Origin of the sequence: Sphingobacterium sp. 2149, from assembly GCF_031455655.1 — a bacterium.
Classification (GTDB): domain Bacteria; phylum Bacteroidota; class Bacteroidia; order Sphingobacteriales; family Sphingobacteriaceae; genus Sphingobacterium.
In genome coordinates, this window is the sequence record NZ_JAVDTD010000013.1 from 133,303 (window position 1) to 154,019 (window position 20,717).

Annotated in this window: 16 protein-coding genes; 12 read left to right on the top strand and 4 right to left on the bottom strand. The window is 38.7% G+C overall.

Features of this window, described 5'->3' with window-relative positions; all coding sequences use genetic code 11:
* The first annotated feature begins 25 nt into the window (after nucleotides 1-25).
* Nucleotides 26-1,525, top strand: a complete 1,500-nt coding sequence (gene glpK, locus J2X77_RS19060; protein ID WP_209576003.1) for a glycerol kinase GlpK — start codon at nucleotides 26-28, stop codon at nucleotides 1,523-1,525.
* Between the two features lie 9 nt (nucleotides 1,526-1,534).
* Nucleotides 1,535-2,275, top strand: a complete 741-nt coding sequence (locus J2X77_RS19065) for an MIP/aquaporin family protein (RefSeq protein WP_209576004.1) — start codon at nucleotides 1,535-1,537, stop codon at nucleotides 2,273-2,275.
* A gap of 57 nt (nucleotides 2,276-2,332) precedes the next feature.
* Here J2X77_RS19065 and J2X77_RS19070 read toward each other — a convergent pair whose 3' ends face one another.
* Nucleotides 2,333-3,292 carry a GNAT family N-acetyltransferase gene (locus J2X77_RS19070; protein ID WP_209576006.1) on the bottom strand — a complete coding sequence of 320 codons (960 nt, stop codon included), beginning with the start codon at nucleotides 3,290-3,292 and terminating at the stop codon, nucleotides 2,333-2,335.
* A 5-nt stretch (nucleotides 3,293-3,297) separates the two neighbouring features.
* Nucleotides 3,298-4,131 (bottom strand): 1-acyl-sn-glycerol-3-phosphate acyltransferase, encoded by an 834-nt coding sequence (locus J2X77_RS19075; RefSeq protein ID WP_209576008.1) that lies wholly within the window; start codon nucleotides 4,129-4,131, stop codon nucleotides 3,298-3,300.
* Between the two features lie 251 nt (nucleotides 4,132-4,382).
* Between J2X77_RS19075 and J2X77_RS19080 the strand changes: the two genes are divergently transcribed.
* From J2X77_RS19080 to J2X77_RS19120, 9 genes are all read left to right on the top strand, one after another.
* Nucleotides 4,383-5,045, top strand: a complete 663-nt coding sequence (locus J2X77_RS19080; RefSeq protein ID WP_209576010.1) for a CBS domain-containing protein — start codon at nucleotides 4,383-4,385, stop codon at nucleotides 5,043-5,045.
* Between the two features lie 48 nt (nucleotides 5,046-5,093).
* A complete protein-coding gene (locus tag J2X77_RS19085; RefSeq protein WP_209576012.1) occupies nucleotides 5,094-5,978 on the top strand; it encodes an NAD kinase in 885 nt (294 codons plus the stop codon).
* A 306-nt stretch (nucleotides 5,979-6,284) separates the two neighbouring features.
* A complete protein-coding gene (locus tag J2X77_RS19090; protein WP_209576014.1) occupies nucleotides 6,285-7,022 on the top strand; it encodes an isoprenyl transferase in 738 nt (245 codons plus the stop codon).
* A gap of 113 nt (nucleotides 7,023-7,135) precedes the next feature.
* The gene (bamA, locus tag J2X77_RS19095) at nucleotides 7,136-9,700 is read left to right on the top strand and encodes an outer membrane protein assembly factor BamA (protein WP_209576016.1); all 2,565 of its coding nucleotides are present in this window, start codon (nucleotides 7,136-7,138) and stop codon (nucleotides 9,698-9,700) included.
* Between the two features lie 347 nt (nucleotides 9,701-10,047).
* Nucleotides 10,048-10,581 carry an OmpH family outer membrane protein gene (locus J2X77_RS19100; protein WP_209576018.1) on the top strand — a complete coding sequence of 178 codons (534 nt, stop codon included), beginning with the start codon at nucleotides 10,048-10,050 and terminating at the stop codon, nucleotides 10,579-10,581.
* Nucleotides 10,582-10,684: 103 nt separating this feature from the next.
* Entirely contained in the window at nucleotides 10,685-11,254 is a 570-nt protein-coding gene (locus J2X77_RS19105) for an OmpH family outer membrane protein (protein ID WP_209576020.1), read from the top strand.
* Nucleotides 11,255-11,581: 327 nt separating this feature from the next.
* On the top strand, nucleotides 11,582-12,256 hold the full coding sequence (locus tag J2X77_RS19110) for a TetR/AcrR family transcriptional regulator (protein ID WP_209576022.1): 675 nt from the start codon (nucleotides 11,582-11,584) through the stop codon (nucleotides 12,254-12,256).
* Between the two features lie 182 nt (nucleotides 12,257-12,438).
* On the top strand, nucleotides 12,439-13,737 hold the full coding sequence (locus J2X77_RS19115) for a (Fe-S)-binding protein (RefSeq protein WP_209576024.1): 1,299 nt from the start codon (nucleotides 12,439-12,441) through the stop codon (nucleotides 13,735-13,737).
* Nucleotides 13,738-13,744: 7 nt separating this feature from the next.
* Complete coding sequence (locus tag J2X77_RS19120; protein ID WP_209576094.1) at nucleotides 13,745-14,539, top strand: (Fe-S)-binding protein; 795 nt, start codon at nucleotides 13,745-13,747, stop codon at nucleotides 14,537-14,539.
* 671 nt (nucleotides 14,540-15,210) lie between these two features.
* Here J2X77_RS19120 and J2X77_RS19125 read toward each other — a convergent pair.
* Nucleotides 15,211-15,801, bottom strand: a complete 591-nt coding sequence (locus J2X77_RS19125; protein ID WP_209576026.1) for a TIGR00730 family Rossman fold protein — start codon at nucleotides 15,799-15,801, stop codon at nucleotides 15,211-15,213.
* Nucleotides 15,802-16,084: 283 nt separating this feature from the next.
* On the opposite strand from J2X77_RS19125, the gene J2X77_RS19130 reads away from it, so the two are divergent.
* Nucleotides 16,085-18,448: a glycoside hydrolase family 127 protein gene (locus J2X77_RS19130; RefSeq protein WP_209576028.1), complete on the top strand. Its 2,364-nt coding sequence runs from the start codon at nucleotides 16,085-16,087 to the stop codon at nucleotides 18,446-18,448.
* 48 nt (nucleotides 18,449-18,496) lie between these two features.
* Here the strand turns inward: J2X77_RS19130 and J2X77_RS19135 are convergent, their stop codons facing one another.
* Nucleotides 18,497-20,413, bottom strand: coding sequence for a glycoside hydrolase family 97 catalytic domain-containing protein (locus tag J2X77_RS19135; RefSeq protein ID WP_209576030.1), 1,917 nt, complete (start codon nucleotides 20,411-20,413; stop codon nucleotides 18,497-18,499).
* Between the last annotated feature and the right edge of the window lie 304 nt (nucleotides 20,414-20,717).

Genomic DNA, 20,717 nt, shown 5'->3' on the forward strand with positions numbered 1-20,717 from the left:
AAAAAATAACCACCAACACTTAATTATGGAACAGCAATACATCTTGGCAATGGATCAAGGTACTACGAGCTCCAGAGCCATCATTTTTGATAAGGAAAGAAATATCGTATCCATTGCGCAGAAGGAATTCACGCAAATATTCCCACAACCAGGATGGGTCGAACACGATCCTCATGAGATCTGGTCAACACAAGCAGGCGTTACCGCAGAGGCAACCACTAAGGCAGGATTAAATGGCAAAAATATTGCAGCCATTGGCATTACCAACCAACGCGAAACTGTGGTCGTTTGGGATAAAGAGACCGGAAAACCAATTTATAATGCCATCGTTTGGCAAGATAAACGAACAACGGATTATTGTGACGAATTGCGCAAGTCCAAAAAACATGAGATAATTCAAGAAAAAACCGGTCTGATATTAGATCCATACTTTTCTGCGACCAAAATAAAATGGATTTTGGATCACGTCGAAGGTGCCCGTGAGAAAGCGCAAAAAGGGGAATTAATCTGTGGAACGATCGACACTTGGCTCGTATGGAACCTCACACGCGGTGATGTCCACATCACCGACGTAACGAATGCTTCCCGTACCTTACTCTTCAACATCCATAGCATGGAATGGGACAAGGAACTGCTCGAACTATTTGACATCCCCCCCGCCATGCTTCCACAGGTGAAAGAAAGCAGCGAAATATATGGCGAATCCCGGACGACTATTTTTGCACACAAAGTCAAAATAGCAGGAATTGCCGGCGATCAGCAGGCCGCACTTTTTGGACAGCAATGTATCGAGAAAGGAATGGTTAAAAATACGTACGGAACGGGATGCTTTATGTTAATGAATATTGGCGATAAACCAATTCGCTCAAAGAATAACCTTTTAACAACCGTTGCCTGGAAAATTAACGGAAAAACAGAATATGCCTTGGAAGGAAGCATATTTATCGGCGGCGCACTGGTTCAATGGTTACGCGACAATCTTAACATTATCTATAAATCGGCCGACGTTGAACAACTGGCACTTACAGAAAAAGATAATGGTGGCGTCACCTTTATTCCCACGTTTGCAGGATTGGGAGCTCCATACTGGAACGCCCGTGCACAAGGCACTTTATTTGGCCTTACGCGCGCAACGACCAACGGCCATATCGCACGCGCCTCACTAGAAGCGATCTCCCTACAGACTCGTGATGTCCTCCAGGCAATGGAAGCCGATAGCGGCATACCGATCAAAGAATTACGTGTAGATGGCGGTGCAACAGCAAATAATCTACTCATGCAAATCCAGGCCAATATACTCAATAGCAACGTGGTACGCCCTAAAATTACGGAAACAACGGCATTGGGCGCGGCATACTTGGCAGGATTAGCTGTGGGCTATTGGAAAGACGCGCAGGAAATATCAAAGTTCTGGGCACAGGATCGTATATTTGAACCCGAAACAGAGCAAGAAGAGCAAACAAACAAGATCATTAAACTCTGGACCAAGGGAGTTAAAGCATTACAGTACTGGACCGAAAACTAACCCACAAGCATGAACCATTATTTAGCAGAATTTATCGGCACAACACTCCTAGTACTTTTAGGGAACGGAGTTGTCGCCAACGTTATATTGAAAGGTACAAAAGGGGAAAATGGAGGATGGATTGTAATCACCACGGCATGGGCGCTTGCAGTATACGTGGGGGTAGTATTTGCCGGACCCTATACGGGTGCGCATCTCAACCCTGCAGTAACAATTGCTGTCGCTCTCAATCATGGGCTCCCATGGATCGAAGTACCTGGCTATATTCTCGCCCAAATTGCTGGCGGTTTCTGTGGCGCCATGTTAACCTACGCCATGCATAAAGATCACTTCGATGCTACGGCAGATTCCACCACCAAACTCGGTGTTTTTGCCACTATACCGAACATACGAAATACTTCGACAAACCTGGTGAGTGAAATCATCGGAACCTTTGTGTTAATTTTTGCAATTTTCTTCATTACAGGCCAAGAGATTACCATCAATGAAAAAACTGAGCCCATCGGTATGGGTTCCCTTGGTGCTATTCCTGTCGCTTTTGTCGTTTGGGCCATCGGTCTATCATTAGGTGGTACTACAGGGTATGCCATAAATCCTGCCCGTGATCTCGGTCCGCGTCTATTTCATGCGCTTTGGCCAATTAAAGGAAAAGGCAGCTCGGACTGGTCATATGCATGGATTCCTATCGTGGGCCCCATCCTAGGCGCTATTTTAGCTTTTGGGCTCTATATCTGTATAAAACCTGCCTAGTCAGCGTATTTTATAACAACTAAAAGGGGATTCAATTTATGAATCCCCTTTTGCTTTTTATCCGCGTTTAGGCTTTCGATGACCGTATTCACGGTCCCGCTCAAACGTATTCATATGACGTTCCTTCTTGCCAGGATATACATCGTCTATTACAATTAAGATACCTTTTTCCTCCACCGTACCAAATTCGTTATTACGTGCTGTACCAAAAGATTTCATGGTTGGCGAAAGGTTCATATACGTATTGATGAGCGGTGGAATATTCTCTCCCAATGCCCTTACACGACTGTTGAGCACTTTATATCCCTCCCTATAATCCAATCCATCAAAAATACCGATAAAACGATCGTAATCGTTCTTTATTTCCAATGCAGGAAGGGGTAGCACCAAGTTATCGTGATCCGGGAAATAATAATCCATAAAGTAAAGCAGCATATCACGCGCATCTTTATTGTAATGCGGATACATTGTTACCTTACCGAAGAGATATTTTATTTCCGGATTAAGCATAACCAAGGCTCCTAAGCCGTCCCACAAGTTATCTAATGAAAAAATTCCTTTTCGATTATCTATGGCGGGTTGATATTTAGGTTGAACAAAAGAGCGCCCCAATTCTATGGTGTAGGGCAAATACTCACGTGCGAACAAATCAGAAAACTGAAAATAATGCGCTGTTGACAAATTGGGCACACCATCTACCTCTCCTGCGTCAGCACATTTGATGACACGATAACCAGCAACCACTTCCTCATCTTCGGGATTCCACGCGATCAACTGATCGTAGCAATCTTCGCAGGTATCATTTTCATCAATATCAATTGAAAGTCCTGTACCTCCGCCTGCCCCACGAAAAGTCAACTCCCGTAGACGCCCAATTTCCCGCATGACATTTGGCGAATTATGATAGTTGATTAAATATATCTCGTTATTTCCATTGTTGGTATATCGTAAGAAAACGTCTTTATTCAATTCGGTCTTCAATAATGCTTTATCAACTGGAGGTATAATTTCTTGCATAAATTCTATTTTTCTTGAGCCAATCCATAAACCCTTCCTTTCACTTCCTCAGCCCAAGTTTTTTCGTTTTTTGATTGATCAAACGCTGTATAAGGGATTCTTTCTCCTACTATAATATTGACGGTATGTCCACGTTGAGCAAACATTTCATCAGGTAAATATAACATTTCAATGTTTACCTTAAGACCTATTTTCTGTCTAAGCCTTGCAAAATTATAAAAAAACTTAGAGTTTTTACCGTCTATTAACACTGGAATGACATCTTTTTTATATTTTTTTGCTTTACTGATGAAACTTTTCTTCCATTCAAGATCCTCAATATGTCCATCTTTTTGTTTTCTGGAAACTAAACCAGCCGGAAATACCAGTAGCGCGTCATCTGCACCATATGCCTCTTCAATCGCTGTAATAGCCTGTTTTCCCTGTCCTCCGAGCTTGTTTACACCAACAAAAAGAGGTCTCAAATTGCCTATATTTAGCAGAATATCATTCACTAAAAATTTGACGTCACGCCGCTGCTTACCAATAGCATGCATAAATGCGATACCGTCCAATCCTCCCAAAGGATGATTGGATGCAAAAATTACAGGATCCGATGCTGGAATATTTTCCGCACCGTATAAATTGACCTTTACATCCAGATCATTGATCAGAGCATCAACAAAATCCAATCCCTGAAGATCCGCAAAGCGCGTCATAATATCATTTATCTCATCTTCATGAATTGTCCTTTTTAAATAATTCATTAAAAAAGACGGAATCCATTTAGCAAGCCCCGCGTTCTTTTTGTGAATAACTTCACGTATATCAATAAATTTTTTATTCTCGCTTGTGGTCATCAATCCTATTTTTCTGATTAGAAATTACATCCTTAGAAAGGCTTCTAACCAAGCCTTTCTCAATTAGCTGACAAAAATAATAACAGAACGGTAATAAAAGTACAATTTTAAACTTTAAAAATGTACTTATTTGCAATTATGCAATCTGTCCTTTTGCCTGAGTTTTTGAAGTGCTACAGCGACTCAAAGAATTAAGCAGAAATCTCATCCTGAAAATTTCTTTTGACCTAGTTTTTTTATTAAGTTTGGATATGCTAATAGGTCAATTTCTTTCAAACGCAGATTTCAGCATTCAAAATGCTGATTCAATACAACAGGCGCTCGAAAAGCTCCAGGATATGCTTTGTAAAGAATTAATTGTTTTAAATGGAGACGAATATATTGGCTTAGTCAATGAAACCATTTTATTGGAAGCCGAAGACGAGGAGGCATTGCTTTCTTCCATCCCCATAAATACAGTTCCAATACAGTTAAAGTTTAATCAACATCCTTATGATGCCCTGGTGATGATGACTGTGTACAATAGCACAATTATTCCTATTTTGGACCAGGACAACAAATATATTGGAGTTTGTACGCAGTTAGATATTTTAAAAGCAATCAGTTTGATTCAATCACAAAATGAATCGGGCGCAATTATTGTCTTAGCAATCGGACTACATGATTTTTCATTGTCTCAAATTGCGCATCTCGTGGAAAGTGATAATTGCAGAATTCTCAATTGTGCTACCAAAATAAATTTGGACAACGAAAATATTGAAGTTACGCTAAAAATAGACAAATCAAATATTGGCGCCTTGCTCAATTCATTTCTGCGGCATAACTACTTAATTTTGGAAACTCACAATACGATTGCTGCCTTCGATGACACTGCCGACCGCTATCAGCAGCTCATGAATTACATCAACATATAATTAGAATTATTTTTTTCTCATCTTTGCCCCATTAAAATTGAAAACAATATGAGAATCGCAATATATGGAAGAGAGTTTCAACCCTCTGTTATAACACATGTGAAACACTTATTTGAATATCTTGTTGATAAAAATATTGAAATTTGGGTGTATGAACCATTTCATAAATTTCTCATCACACAGTTTGAATGTGATTTTAACTTCTCCACATACACTACGTACCAAGAAATTAAAGGCTGTATCGACATTATGCTGAGTTTGGGTGGTGATGGAACAATGTTGTCTGCCGTTTCACTAATAAAAGATTCTGGAATTCCAATCGCTGGAATGAATTTTGGTCGACTAGGTTTCTTAGCTTCAATCAATAAAAATGATTTTGAAGACTCTTTGGATGACATTCTTAACCAGCGTTATAGTGTACAAAAGCGCGTATTGCTTTCTGTCGAATCCGAGCAGACAAATTTGTTCCAAGGTAATCACTACGCACTGAACGATATTACGGTATTTCGTTACGATAGCTCGGCTATGATTACCGTAAATGCCCGCATTAACGGTGAATGGCTTAATTCATATTGGGCTGATGGACTGATTATCGCTACACCTACCGGCTCCACGGCGTATTCTCTGAGTTGTGGCGGGCCTATTATTATGCCCGAAAGCGGTAATTTCGTGATTACCCCTATTTCACCTCACAATCTCAATGTTAGACCGATTGTCATTTCCAATCAGTTTACCCTAGAGTTAGAAATAGAAAGCCGTAGCAATCAATATATTCTGAGCTGTGATTCGAAAAATGAGTCTATTGATACATCCGTAAAATTAACGATTAAGCAGGCTCCATTTACGATTAATCTTATTAGACTTCCCCATGAAAGCTTTTTCAGCACATTGCGAGAAAAATTACTTTGGGGGATTGATGTCAGGAACTACTAAGCTATTGCTAGGTTCAAACTAGCTTGCGCTAGTTGAAAAAAAGCACCAAAACTGATTGCCCAAGATATTTCAATTAATCTTTATATATATTGTACTTCTGAATTTCCAATTAAAAATCGATATTTGGAAGAAATAAAGGACGGTAGAATGATCAAATTCCGATTAGAAATCCGCATGAAATCATTCATTCGATGAAAAGTTAATAAACACTAATCATTGATAGGAATACAGAAAACCGAGAATAGGTTTTAAGACGCCGAAACAGCATGACCGGCTAAGGTGTTAATTTTATTGAAAACAGCAAAAATGAGTTTTTTAGATCAGATAGATAATATTAAGTTGCCACAGCATATCGCCATCATCATGGATGGAAATGGCCGCTGGGCAAAACAGAAAGGAAAACTTCGTGTTTTTGGGCACCAAAATGGCGTAAAAGCAGTGAGAGAAGCTTTAGAGGGATGTGTACAAGCCAATATTAAATTTCTGACACTTTATGCATTTTCTGCAGAAAACTGGAATAGACCTAAACTTGAAGTAATGGCTCTTATGGAGCTATTGGTTTCTTCACTCAAAAAAGAAATCAAAACTTTTCAGGAAAATGGGGTTCGCTTGAACGTCATTGGCGACATTAGCAAACTACCTTCACATGCACAAAAAAAGCTTCAAGAGACCATAGCAGCGACGAAAGAAAATAAACACTGTACGTTGACGCTAGCATTGAGCTACAGTTCCCGCCAAGAGATCGTGGATGCTACTCGAAATCTAGCACAACAAGTAAAAGATGGACTACTCACTATAGATGAAATTGACGATGACTTATTTGCTTCAAACCTCTATACGCAAAACCTTCCAGACCCTGATCTGCTCATACGCACAAGTGGAGAATTGAGAATTAGCAACTTTTTACTTTGGCAAATTGCTTACTCAGAACTGTGCTTCTTAGATAAGATGTGGCCTGAGTTTACTAAAGAGGATTTATACAAATCGATTGTAGACTACCAACAACGAGAAAGAAGGTTTGGAAAAACAAGTGAGCAGTTATAAATGATTTTATTAAATTTGTCCACTGATTTGAAGAAAACAAGCTGGTTAAATTTTCTTAATTAACAAAAATTAACAAACGATTGGTGTACTTTAGCGCCAATAATTATAGATAAATGAAGCGTATACTACCCGTAATACTATTTTTTGGTCTCTCATCAATGCAACTCGTCTACGGACAGGACAAAGGTGCGTTCAATTTAAATGACCCAGAAAAAATCAGCTATCTCAATCCTAAAAACTATGTAATTAGTGCAATTGATATAACTGGAACACAATTTTTAGATAAAAATGTATTAATTACCATATCTAAATTGTCGGTAGGTCAATATTTGGAAGTTCCAAGTGAGGCAACTGCAAAAGTAGTGAAGGATATGATGGCTCAAGGCCTCTTTGATGATGTCGAATTATGGGCAGATAAAATTGAAGGTGAAAATATATTTTTAACCATTCGTGTAGTAGAACGTCCCCGTTTAACTCGAATTGACATCAATGGCTTAAGTAAAAGTCAAACCGAAGAAGTCCGCAAACGTTTAAATAGCAACACAGGCAAAATTGTCAATGAAAATTTGATGAATACTACGCGTGCTACCATTCAGCGTTTTCTGAAAGAAAAAGCCTATTTATATCCAGAGATTACGTTGAAGACGGTAAAAGACTCGGCACAGGCTAATAATGAAATACTTATTGCCGATGTAGATAAAAAACATAAGGTTAGAGTCAAAAAAATGACTTTTACGGGAAATGAGCATTTCTCTCAGAAAGAGTTGAGAAAAATGGCCAAACCTATCAAACAAAAAATGTGGTACCGTATTTTTGGCCCAGGAAAATTCAAGGAAGAAAAATACAAAGAAGGTAAAGAAAACCTGATCAAAAAAATGGCTGACAAAGGATATCGTGATGCGACTATCCTAAAAGATACTGTTATTCGTGAGGGTGAGAAAAATGTGTTGGTGAATTTTGACATTTACGAAGGTCCTAAATATTATGTAGGTAATATTGTCTGGACAGGTAACGCTAAATATTCTGATACCTTACTTAACAAAATTTTAGGGATCAAACGTGGCGATGTATTTTCAGAAGAAAAATTAACCGCAAAATTGATGGGCCCCACAAAAAATAGTGATGACATCTCTTCCATCTATATGAACGATGGTTATCTTACTTTTTCGGTAGACCCAGAACAAACCCGTATTTACAACGACACGATCGATTTGAATTTGCGCGTCTATGAGGGGGCTCAATATACGATCAACAATGTTATTGTCAAAGGTAATGATGTTACCAATGACCGTGTTGTATTACGTTCAATTTACACAAAACCAGGTCAAAAGTTCTCAAAAGAACAAATTATGCGGAGTGTGCGCGAAATTGCGCAGCTGGGAAATTTTGATGAACAAAAAACCAATCCGGTACCCACCAATTTAAACTATGCAGAGGGTACGGTGGACATCGTATATAACGTAACAGAAAAACCTTCGGATCAGGTAGAACTTTCTGGTGGTTATGGTGCAGGTCAGATTATCGGAACCTTAGGTTTAACCTTCAATAACTTCTCTACCAGCAATTTCTTTGACAAAAGTTCATGGAAACCGTTGCCACGTGGGGATGGGCAGAAATTGAGTGTACGTGGTCAAACTTCGGGCAAACGCTATCAATCGTATAGCTTCTCGTTCTCAGAACCTTGGCTAGGTGGCAAAAAACCAATTTATTTTGGTTTGAGTGCCTATACGTCAAGCTCATCGTATGGAGGGTTTAACTACTATACTGGCGAACAAATTGTAAAAGATTCAGAGTTAAACCGCATCTGGATGACAGGTGTTACGGCTACTTTAGGTAAACGCTTGCAATGGCCAGACAACTGGTTCCAGGCAAATACTTCTCTGTCATTCCAGCGCTATAAGCTACAAAACTATGGAAATTACTTCCTGTTTGATAATGGTACAGCCTATAATATCAACTTGACACAGGAATTCAGCCGCAACTCAATCGATGCTCCTATCTATCCTACTTCGGGCTCGAACATCAAATTTTCGGTGCAATTGACCCCTCCATATTCATTGTTCAATAACATTGACTATAAAAATGGTTCCGCACAAGAACGCTACCGTTGGACTGAATATCACAAATGGAAATTTGATTCGCAGTGGTATGCAAAAATTGTTGGTAAACTTGTTTTCAAAGCACAAGCACAATTTGGTTTCTTGGGTAAATATTCGAGCAAAACTGAAATATCAACTTTCGAGCGTTTCAAAGTGGGTGGCGACGGTATGCAAGGGTTTGATTACTTACAAGGGTCGGAAATTGTTGCATTACGTGGTTATGCAAATGGCGTAATCATTCCTGAAGGGACACAAAATGTGAATGTAGCACGAAATTCAGGTAGTCCAATTTATACAAAATATCAAATGGAGTTACGTCATCCAGTTATGTTAAATGACCAAGCGACTGTTTACGTCTTGGCATTTGCTGAAGCTGCAAATACGTGGAACAAGTTCACCGAATATAATCCATTTAAAGTACGCCGCTCTGCGGGTGTAGGTGCTCGAATCTTCTTACCTATCTTTGGTATGTTGGGAATAGACTATGGACATGCATTCGATCCTATTCCTGGTTTGCCGAGCAGTACATGGAAACAAAACTTTACATTTAGTATCATGCAAAATATGGGCGGTTTCTAGTTCTTGTTGATTCCAAGCTATTGGGACATAAAGTTTAAAAAAGCTATCGCAAGAAATTGTAGATAGCTTTTTTGCTTTAAAACGTTTTCCTCAAAATCATGCCTTGCGTTAGCACTAAAAAGAAAACCATGCCGACATTGGGAGAACAATGATCGGTCGATTGGCCAACAAGTTAAATAGTGTTAAACCTGACAAATATCTATTAGATTGCTTCTTTTTTCTTATTTTTGAGCGTTAAATTTACGTAGAACGATTTTATCGAATTAAACTTTTGGAATTATCAAAAGTCATAAGGTAAATTAGTGTTAAACAATTAAACGTATAGTCTATAAAAACTTACAGGAAATATGAAAAAATTATTGTTAGTTATAGCTTTTGTAGTCGTTAGTGCTACAGCGACATTTGCCCAACAAATTGCATATGCTGATTCAGAATATATCTTAAAACATATTCCTGAATATACAACTGCGCAAAAGCAGCTGGATGATCTGTCTAAACAATGGCAAGAAGAAGTTGATCAGAAGTATGCGGAAATCGAAAAGCTCTATCAGGCGTATCAAAAAGATCAAGTTTTACTTAATGAAGACATGCGCCGCCGCCGTGAGGATGAAATCGTAACAAGAGAAAAAGAAGTAAAAGACTATCAAAAACAAAAGTTTGGATTTGAAGGCGACCTCTTTAAAAGAAGGGCACAATTAATGAAGCCTATTCAAGATCGTGTAGCAAAAGCTATCCAAGAAGTCGCTACTGCACAGGGTGTAGATTTTATTATGGATAAAGGTAATGAGTCAACTTTTCTTTATGCTAATCCAAAATTGAATAAAAGTAATGATGTCATTACAAAATTAGGGTATAAACCTAATCCTAGTCTTGCAAACTAAGCTGGAGTTTATTATCATTGTGAACACAAATAATATTAATAGTAATTAATTAAAAAACTAAAAGATTGCCATAGTGATGGCTCATTAGATTAAAATGAAAAGCATGAAAAATTTATTAAAGGGTGCGGTTGCTTTAGTGGCAGTATTTTTCTCAACTCAATTTGCAAATGCGCAACAAAAGATTGGTCATATCAACTTTGCAGAAATTATTCAATCTACATCTGAATTTAAAGCGGCTGAAGGGCAATTGAAAACATTGAGTGATGGTAAAACCAAAGAAATTCAAGATATGGTTACCATCTATCAAACAAAACAAAAAGATGCAAACGATAAATTGCGTAACAGAAGTGAAGCAAATAAAGAAACAGTTGATCCAGAAATCAACAAAATAGGTCAAGAATTGCAAGATATTCAAGCTCGTATTCAGACAGCTCAGCAAGCTGCTCAAGAAGACCTAAATAAAAAAGAAGAAGAATTAATTGCTCCAATCCATAGAAAAGTTGGCGAAGCTGTAAATGCTGTTTCTAAAGAAAAAGGTATGGCTTATGTATTTGATATTTCAAGTACAAATATACCTTACTTCCAAGGTGGAGAAGATTTAACTGCTGCTGTAAAGACTAAATTAGGTATTTCAGCAACGGCAGCTCCTGCTGCTGCTCCAGCAAGAAAATAAGTTAGTATATAACTTGATACATAAAAAAGGGATCATCTGTATGGATGATCCTTTTTTTATGTAAACTCCATTTCAATAAATCAAACCCAATTTTATTGTAATAGATCGTACAATTCCTCCAACATAGCTTTCCCTTGAGCCTAAAGAATACGATAAACTAAAAATCTCATACTTGATTTTCTTGCATTTACCAGCTAAATTTTGGATATTGTTCCAGAAAAACAAACATATCTACCCTAATGAAAACTTCGTGGTCCCAAATTTGTTCTTTAACAGACGAATAAGAGGTGCCCAAGAATGCTTCTTCGTTAATTTGATTTTATTCGCATGAAAAAGAAAGTAATTGAGGATAATCCTAAAAAAGAAAGAAAGGTGACTTCCGGTCCTATTCGTGACAAGGAACGCACCAAGGCTCGAATGATTGCAGCTGTCGGAAAGGTAATTCAGAAAAAAGGATATCACGCATTGAACGGGCCTAATATTGCTTTGGAATGTGGGCTGAACAAAGCACTAATATGGAATTATTTTGGTGGTCTTGATCAACTCGTGGAAGCTTACATGGCACAAAAAGACTTTTGGCAAATCGGAGATAAGGGAGTCTTAGAGCAAATGATCTCGAATCCGAGCTCCATCACTATCTCCTCGCTAGAAGAATTACTTAAATCTCAGTTTAACACCTTTTTAAAGGATAAAACGAAACAAAAAGTCATTCATTGGGGATTAGGCGAAAAGACAAAAGCGTTAAAAAACATCGCCGAAAGAAGAGAAATGCTTGGTGAAGAATTGTTTAAACACATAGACTCTAAGTTCGAAAATTCGGAAAACGACCTCCGGGCAACATTTGCTATTCTGTTGAGTTCCATTAACTATATGAGCCTACAAGCGAAATCTACAGGCAGTACTTTTTTTGGTATCGATATCAATACCGAAGCAGGGAAACAACGGATTGAAAAAACCGTGCGCAAAATTTTAGAGCAGACCTTCGCTGATGTCCAGCTATAGACTAATTGGGTATAAATAAAGAAAACGTCCAAAGAGAATTACCATTTTTGGACGTTTTTCATTAGCACCCATAATCCTCATTTAAAATTTCAATAAAATATTGCTATATCTCCATTTTTGATTTATTTTTACTATGTTAGCATAACAAATAGTATATTTGTTTATAACCAAGATTCAAACATATGATAGGTCAACTAATATTTGCAGTTTGTTTCGCTGTAGCATTATTCCTTTTTAGCAAAAATGCACAACAGATTTATCGGAACATCAAGCTGGGCCGCCCAGCGGATCGTTCGGATAAACCTGCAGAGCGTTGGAAGATGATGCTCCTTGTCGCCTTTGGACAAAAAAAAATGTTCAAGCGAATTTTTCCTGCAGTCTTGCATTTATTCGTATACCTCGGCTTTGTTATCATCAACATTGAAATGTTGGAAATTATCATAGACGGGCTATTCGGCACACATCGGATCTTTTCATTTTTAGGAAGCTTTTATAATTTTTTAATCGGAGCATTTGAATGGCTCGCACTCGGCGTGCTGCTATCCTGTGTCATTTTCTTAATCAGGAGAAATATCGCTAAAGTAGCTCGTTTAAATAGCCTGGAATTGAAAAATTGGCCCAAGACGGATGCAAATATTATTTTAATCACAGAGATTCTTTTAATGTCGGCTTTTTTACTCATGAACGCTTCTGATCTTAAATTGCAGCTGTATGGCTATGCACATTTTACCTCTGTAGGTTCATTTCCAATAAGCCATTATCTCCTTCCCTACCTTCCAGCTTCGACAGATACATTATTTTTGATAGAACGGTTTTGCTGGTGGTTTCATATTCTTGGCGTACTTGCCTTCTTGAATTACCTACCCTATTCTAAACATCTTCATATTATTCTGGCTTTTCCAAACACTTATTTTTCGAATCTAAATGCCAAAGGTAAGCTATCTAATATGCCTGCTGTCACCAATGAGGTAAAAGCGATGCTTGATCCTAGTTTCACTCCACCTTCCACAGATGCAAATGCACGTTTTGGGGCCAAAGATGTACAGGATTTGACCTGGAAGAATTTATTGGATGCGTATACCTGTACTGAATGTGGGCGTTGTACATCTTCTTGCCCCGCAAATATGACAGGAAAGCTGCTATCGCCACGAAAAATAATGATGGACACACGGGATCGACTAAGTGAAGTCGGCACCAATATCAAAACAAACGGGAGCTTTCAAGATGACGGGAAATCTTTAATTGATACGTATATCAGCCGAGAAGAATTATGGGCCTGTACGAGCTGCAATGCTTGTGTAGAACAGTGTCCCGTCAATATTAATCCCCTTGAAATTATTATTGAACTTCGTCGCTTTGCTATTATGGAAGAATCACAAGCTCCTTCGAGTATTAATAATATGTTTGGAAATATTGAGAACAACGGCGCACCATGGAAATATGCACAACTGGACCGCGCTATTTGGACTCAACAAAAATAGTTTTATGATGGACAATGAATTAAAAGTTCCGACAGTCGCAGAACTGTTGGCTAAAGGAGAAACTCCAGATATACTATTTTGGGTTGGCTGTGCTGGCAGCTTTGATGAACGTGCACAAAAAATTACACGCGATATCTGCAAAATATTAGCACATGTTGGTTTAAAATATGCCATCTTAGGTACAGAAGAAACGTGTACCGGAGATCCGGCTAAAAGAAGTGGAAACGAATTTCTATTTCAAATGCAGGCCATGATGAACATCGAAGTACTAAATGGTTATGAAATTAAGAAAATAGTTACTGCCTGTCCCCACTGTTTCAATACATTGAAGAATGAATATCCTTCGCTAGGTGGAAACTATGAGGTCATTCACCATACACAATTAATCCAAAGTCTGATCGATGAAGGAAAATTGAAACCAGCTGACAACAATGTATTCAAAGGAAAAAAAATAACCTACCATGACCCGTGCTACCTTGGCCGTGCAAATGAAGTGTATGAAGCACCAAGAAAGGTATTGGAAAGCCTGGATGCCCAGTTGATTGAACTAAAGCGCTGTAAGAGCAACGGGCTCTGTTGTGGAGCAGGAGGCGGTCAGATGTTTAAAGAACCAGAACCAGGGGTAAAAGACATTAATATAGAACGCATTGAAGAAGTCATTGATGCGCAGCCTGATGTTCTTGCTGCAGCATGTCCTTTCTGTATGACTATGTTAAAAGATGGCGTAAAGATCAAAGAAAAAGAATCAGCGATTGAAGTGTTAGATATAGCAGAAATCACTGCACGGGCAAATCACTTGTAAATATATTGCCATACAAATTAAAAGAGGCCCGATCATACGATCGGGCCTTTTGTGTAGGGAGAAGAATATCTCCTTTTCACGAGTAAATTAGGGGAATCCCAAAGCCGGTTAAAATATAGGGGACTCCCCCGAATCGAAGGTCAGCGCTGTATTTTTGCTGACCAAACGACTCTAACATCTAGCCATAACAAAGATACACCCAATCGGTCGATCAATTGTTGTTCATTTCGTTGAAAATGTTGTTCAAAACTTGCCATTTATAAAAAAATGATCTGGATTAATAGCTATTCAACTTATTAATGGGCACTAAAGCTCTTTAATCTGGTCATAATTTCTATAGGGCTATCTGAAACAAAATTCAATTAGGCCACATTTTTCGGATGTTTTATACGTAAGGAACGCCCGTTCTGAATGTGGAAACACAACAGCATACTTACTGTGCTGGATTAAGCAAAGCGCTTTTATACGACTTTTAAAGTTTGGTTTTAAGGTCTTTGAACTAAAAATGCCCGAATCAAATGATCGGGCATTTTATCAAGAATAGAATCGATGCGCCCCTACAATTATTTACAAGGAGCTGTTCAGCATATAATTACCAAATGATTCAATCTAATCTGCTTTTTTCTAATAGGCTATTGAAAAAAACGATCTATTTTAGTAACGAATGTTGTCTAAACTTCATCTCTCTCAATCCACTTCGGAACCATTGGTGCCTCATACTGTTGCATCTTTTCAATCAGCTCCTCAATCGTATCAGCAACCAATAGCATCGCTCTATTTTCCGATTTAAGAAGCCCCTCTTCTACCATGTGATTCACAAATTGAATTAAATGATTATAAAATCCATTAATATTTAACAAACCAACGGGCTTTTTATGTAAACCCAACTGCCCCCATGTTATCATTTCAAAAAGCTCTTCCAACGTACCAAAACCTCCTGGCAGAGCAATAACCCCTTCCGCATACTCATTCATAATCCGTTTACGGTCGTGCATGGTATCTACAGTAATCAGTTTTGTTACTCCCGTATGCTCTCTTTCCTTCGAATTTAAAAAGTCAGGAATAACTCCGATTACCTCACCTCCCTGAGCGAGAGCTCCGTTCGCAACAGCACCCATTAAGCCAACGCGTCCACCACCATAAACTAAACGAATACCAGATTTAGCCAAAACCTGACCAACATGGGCAGCCTGTACTTCATAAATTGGCGAATTACCTAAACTGGAAGCACAAAAAACTACAATACTTTTAACTTTATTCATATACAAGTATAGCTAAAAAACTAACGGATCAACTTTATTTTTCATATGGTCTTACACAAAATTAAAACACCCACACTCCATTCAACTTCGAAATTACGCCTCATCAATATCACCTTATTCGCAAAAATTATCTCCTATTTTAGAACAAAGGAGTATAAATGTAAAAAAAACATTTAAAATAAGTAACACATTTAATATCTTTGATTTACCGTTCCTCTTACATAATTGCTAACCAGACAAGCTCATCAGATCTTGTAAAAAACACACGATAATTTCATTCGATATGATTTTAAAAAACAAATTTTTCCACAGCGTTCTTGCAAGTTTATTTAGTTTGGCGCTTTACGCCCAAACAACACCCCGATTAAATTATTTCGATTTAAGGGAGGTAAGGTTATTGCCTGGTTTTTTTAAACATGCAGAAGATCTAGACATCAATTATTTATTGGAAATGGATCCAGATCGACTACTAGCTCCCTTTTTGCGTGAAGCCAGTTTACCACTCACAAAAGAATCTTATACCAATTGGGAAAATACGGGATTAGATGGACATATTGGCGGGCACTATTTATCCGCTCTAGCATATATGTATGCTTCTACAGGAGATCGTCGTATCAAGGAACGCCTTGATTATATGCTCGACAACTTGAAACGATGTCAAGATGCAAACGGAAATGGGTATATTGGTGGTGTACCTGGTGGTCAAGTTATTTGGGCGGAAGTTCAACAAGGCAAGATCAATGCTGGTAGCTTCAACCTGAATGGGAAATGGGTGCCGCTATACAATATACACAAAACCTATGCGGGTCTACGGGATGCCTATGTTTTGACCGGAAATGAATCTGCTAAAAAGATGCTTATTAAAATGACAGATTGGGCACTTAAGCTGGTTAGTCAGCTTTCAGAAGCCCAAATACAGGATATGCTAAGGAGTGAACACGGTGGCCTAAATGAAACCTTCGCAGATGTCGCTGCTATTACCCAAAATAGCGCTTATCTCGAACTTGCCCGCAAATTCAGCCATAAATCCATTCTCGATCCTCTTTTGCAGCGTGAAGACCATTTAACAGGACTTCATGCGAATACACAGATTCCAAAAGTTCTGGGTTTCAAACGTATAGCTGACCTTTCTCATGACGAAAAATGGGCGGAAGCCGTTAGGTATTTTTGGGACAACGTTGTTGAACAGCGCTCCATTTCCATTGGTGGAAATAGTGTGAGTGAACATTTTAATCCGACAGATGATTTTTCAAAGATGATCCACAGCATCGAGGGCCCCGAAACCTGTAATACATACAATATGTTACGCCTCACAAAAATGCTATACCAAACTGATCCGCAGGGCAAATATCTCGACTTTTATGAACGCGCTCTTTACAATCATATTCTATCGACACAACACCCCGAACATGGTGGATTAGTGTACTTCACACAGATCCGTCCGGGACATTATCGCGTTTATTCACAGACACAGACAAGTATGTGGTGCTGTGTTGGGTCAGGTATGGAAAATCACGCCAAATATGGTGAAATGATCTATGCCCATCGTAACAATGATTTATATGTCAATCTCTACATTCCTTCACGCCTAGACTGGAAGGAGCAAAATATGGAAGTTATTCAAGAAACAAAATTTCCAACAGAAGCAAACACAAACATACGAATCAATCCCAAAAAGCCGACTTCATTCAGCCTGTTTATTCGTAAACCGGGCTGGTTAAACACTAATCCGAAGGTGTCTGTCAATGGTAAGCGCTACGAAAATTTCCAGTTGACGAATGAGCATATCGAAATCAAACGAACATGGCGAGAAGGTGATATCGTTAGCGTAGAACTGCCTATGGAGATACATACTGAACAATTACCCGATAAGAGTAACTATTACAGTATTTTATATGGACCTATTGTTCTGGGAGCTCGCACAGGACAGGAAAACCTCACCGGACTGCAGGCAGATGATAGCCGAATGGGACACATCGCATCAGGAAAACAAATCCCTTTACATGATCTTCCAATCCTTAAGGCTGGGCCTAATAATATTCCAGCTCTTATAAAACCTATAGCATCCAAACCTTTGCATTTTACACTCTCGGATCTCTATATCGGAAAAGAAAGTCTTCAAATGGAACTCGAACCTTTTTTTGGTATTCATGATTCTCGCTATATGATCTATTGGCCTCAAGGTACAGCGAAAGAATTACAGGAATTACAAGATAAAATGAGTAGAGACGAAATAGAAAGTTTGGCCCTTAATGCCAAAACGGTCGATAAAGTAGTGGCTGGTGAACAGCAACCAGAATCAGATCACTTTTTTCGCGAGGAAGGTAGCAATGCAGGAGCATTCGGCGATACGCGATGGCGAGATACAAAAAGCTGGTTTAGTTATACGATGAAAATAACACCCGAGACTAAACTGGTAGCAATCAAATTGCTGGCAGATAGCTCGCCTCGGGTAACTGAAGTTATGATCAATGGTAAAACCATAAGTACATTGGAAGACAAGGATGAGAAGACAATTATTAAGACAATACGATTACCTCTTCCTCAAGATGCTATAGATAAGACGAAAATAGAACTGAAAATTAAGGCCGGGACAGCATCAACAAGTCACAAGATCTTAGAAGTCCGAACCCTTCTGCCTGATTAAAGGAAGCTTCCCCAAAGCTTCCTTTAATCACCAGAGACGTGCTTGTGGCTATTTCCCTATTAAAACAGCAGCACCTTCGGGCTGTAATGTCAATTTTATTGTTTTAGCCTTAGAAAGTCGGATCTGTTTTTGTTCAGATTCACGCGCTGTATTGTCTTCGATCAGCTGTACCGTATCTGTGCTCAACATAGGTAATGTTAACGAAATAGTTTTTTCCTTACCCGCTGCGTTGATAGCAGCTATATACCACGTATCCGCCTTCCTGCGGGCAAGTACAACATATTTACCTGGATAACCATCGATAAAAGTTGTCTCATCCCAGAGTGTTGGAACCTGCTTCATAAAATCAATTACATGGATTGGCATATCCTGTAAGTTATTCGGTGTCAAACCAAAATTTTGAACCGGATTTTGAAATAAAACAGCGGTTGCTATTTGGAAAGTTTCCGTTGTCTTGCGGATAGTACCACCATTATTTTCGCGGTTATGGCGTTTGTTTAACAAAACCGGACCAAAGTCCATGGCGGCAACCGAGTTGCGGATAAAAGGATGCAATGTCGCATTAAAAGCTTCCATATCATTTGCATGCTGTGTGAAAATTAAGTTTTCAGAAGCCAATACAGCTTCGCTACCCGCAAAATTCGGGTACATTCGCTCCCACCCTCTAGGTAAAGTACATCCGTGAAATATAACGGTTAATCCATAATCATTAGCATCCGAAAGAATATCCTCGTATAGCTTAAGTGTTTCCTGTTTATCACCCCCAAAAAAGTCGACTTTAATGCCTTTAATCCCCACTTGCTGCATCCATTGCATCTCCGCCTTACGTGCGATGGATGTATTCATTTTATTTTTAGGTGTTTGTGGTGCATCGTTCCAATATCCATTTGAGTTGTACCACAAGCAAATACCTACTTCGCGTTCTTTTCCATAAGCAACCAGTTGTTTAATTTTGGCCTGACCAATCTTTGTATCCCACCAATTGTCTATTAAAACAAATTCGTAACCCATTGCAGATGAAAGGTCTATAAACTTCTTTTGGTCTTCAAAAGTAATACTACCGTCTTGCCATTCCAACCAGCTCCATGTCGCCCGTCCGAATTCGTATTGCTTCGAAGGCTTATACTGAGGTTCGACGACATCGAAGGGAATGGTGGTTTCGACAATAGGTTTTAAATTACTTCCAACAGTTAGTGTTCGCCAAGGTGTATAACCAGGTAATGAAATCGTGGGAGCCGCCCGTCCAATCCCATTATTTTCCCCATCTTCTGGAAAAGCTATCTTGTAAAGGCCATCCTTCGTTCCCTCACTTAATTTAGATCCACAATACGCACTTGATACGCCAGTTTCTGAGACAAGTACCCATCCGCGATCTCCGACATGAAAGAGTGCTGGGAAAGTGAAGCCCACACCATATTTTGAAGGAAGTCCCAGATGCTGATCTGCTTCATACTCCTCTTCATAACTTGGTTTTGTCTTCATCCAACCGATCATCGGAGGAGCCTGAGCTGTCAAAAATGTCGTTGTAAATATCGGAAATTTAAATCCACTCTCTTCTTTTATCAAGGCCAAGTTGGCCGGCTCCCCCATCTGAGGCACATAGTATCTGAACGCAATATTGTTATTGCTTACTCTAAAAGTGACCTCTATCTGCTGCTTTGAAGGATTCTCTAAGCGGTAAAGCAGCTCATTTGCCTGATACGTGACCTGACTGCGCTTTATTTTTAATTCGTTATAATTACTGGAGATTTCTGACCTCTTTTCCGCTATTGGACGCAGACTATCAATTAAATTAATCGTACTGCTTTGGAGTCCAAGCGGTGAAGCTTCCAACATAGTCTTTCCACCCAATTCAACTTCATAAAAGAGATTGCCATTTCTGAGATTCAGTTTAACGGTCAAAGCACCATCCGGACTAGATACCGATGTCTGTTGTGCTAAAGCAACTGTGCTGGTTAATGACACCACACACAATAAAATGCACCGCTTCACTGATGATCGTCTAAAAAGGTGCCTATAAATATTATTAAACATAGATTTATTAAATTGTAGGTCTGTTATTATGCTAAAGATAAGCTTTTTATTTATAAATGTACAACCAACACTTATTATCGAATAGTTCCTTTCCACACTAACTAGTACCACTACGAGTAACAAATGATTGTTATGGATAGAAATGTCGTCATAATGGCTTTTTCTTATCCTATGGCAAGTTATAAAAAACAAAAATGCATTATAATTGTAAAGAAGTAGTGACATTTATTTTTAA

Excerpts from the sequence above, each read along its gene's own strand:
- glpK (WP_209576003.1), top strand. The coding sequence starts at position 26 with ATGGAACAGCAATACATCTTGGCAATGGATCAAGGTACTACGAGCTCC.
- J2X77_RS19065 (WP_209576004.1), top strand. The coding sequence starts at position 1,535 with ATGAACCATTATTTAGCAGAATTTATCGGCACAACACTCCTAGTACTT.
- J2X77_RS19070 (WP_209576006.1), bottom strand. The coding sequence starts at position 3,292 with ATGCAAGAAATTATACCTCCAGTTGATAAAGCATTATTGAAGACCGAA.
- J2X77_RS19075 (WP_209576008.1), bottom strand. The coding sequence starts at position 4,131 with ATGACCACAAGCGAGAATAAAAAATTTATTGATATACGTGAAGTTATT.
- J2X77_RS19080 (WP_209576010.1), top strand. The coding sequence starts at position 4,383 with ATGCTAATAGGTCAATTTCTTTCAAACGCAGATTTCAGCATTCAAAAT.
- J2X77_RS19085 (WP_209576012.1), top strand. The coding sequence starts at position 5,094 with ATGAGAATCGCAATATATGGAAGAGAGTTTCAACCCTCTGTTATAACA.
- J2X77_RS19090 (WP_209576014.1), top strand. The coding sequence starts at position 6,285 with ATGAGTTTTTTAGATCAGATAGATAATATTAAGTTGCCACAGCATATC.
- bamA (WP_209576016.1), top strand. The coding sequence starts at position 7,136 with ATGAAGCGTATACTACCCGTAATACTATTTTTTGGTCTCTCATCAATG.
- J2X77_RS19100 (WP_209576018.1), top strand. The coding sequence starts at position 10,048 with ATGAAAAAATTATTGTTAGTTATAGCTTTTGTAGTCGTTAGTGCTACA.
- J2X77_RS19105 (WP_209576020.1), top strand. The coding sequence starts at position 10,685 with ATGAAAAATTTATTAAAGGGTGCGGTTGCTTTAGTGGCAGTATTTTTC.
- J2X77_RS19110 (WP_209576022.1), top strand. The coding sequence starts at position 11,582 with ATGAAAAAGAAAGTAATTGAGGATAATCCTAAAAAAGAAAGAAAGGTG.
- J2X77_RS19115 (WP_209576024.1), top strand. The coding sequence starts at position 12,439 with ATGATAGGTCAACTAATATTTGCAGTTTGTTTCGCTGTAGCATTATTC.
- J2X77_RS19120 (WP_209576094.1), top strand. The coding sequence starts at position 13,745 with ATGGACAATGAATTAAAAGTTCCGACAGTCGCAGAACTGTTGGCTAAA.
- J2X77_RS19125 (WP_209576026.1), bottom strand. The coding sequence starts at position 15,801 with ATGAATAAAGTTAAAAGTATTGTAGTTTTTTGTGCTTCCAGTTTAGGT.
- J2X77_RS19130 (WP_209576028.1), top strand. The coding sequence starts at position 16,085 with ATGATTTTAAAAAACAAATTTTTCCACAGCGTTCTTGCAAGTTTATTT.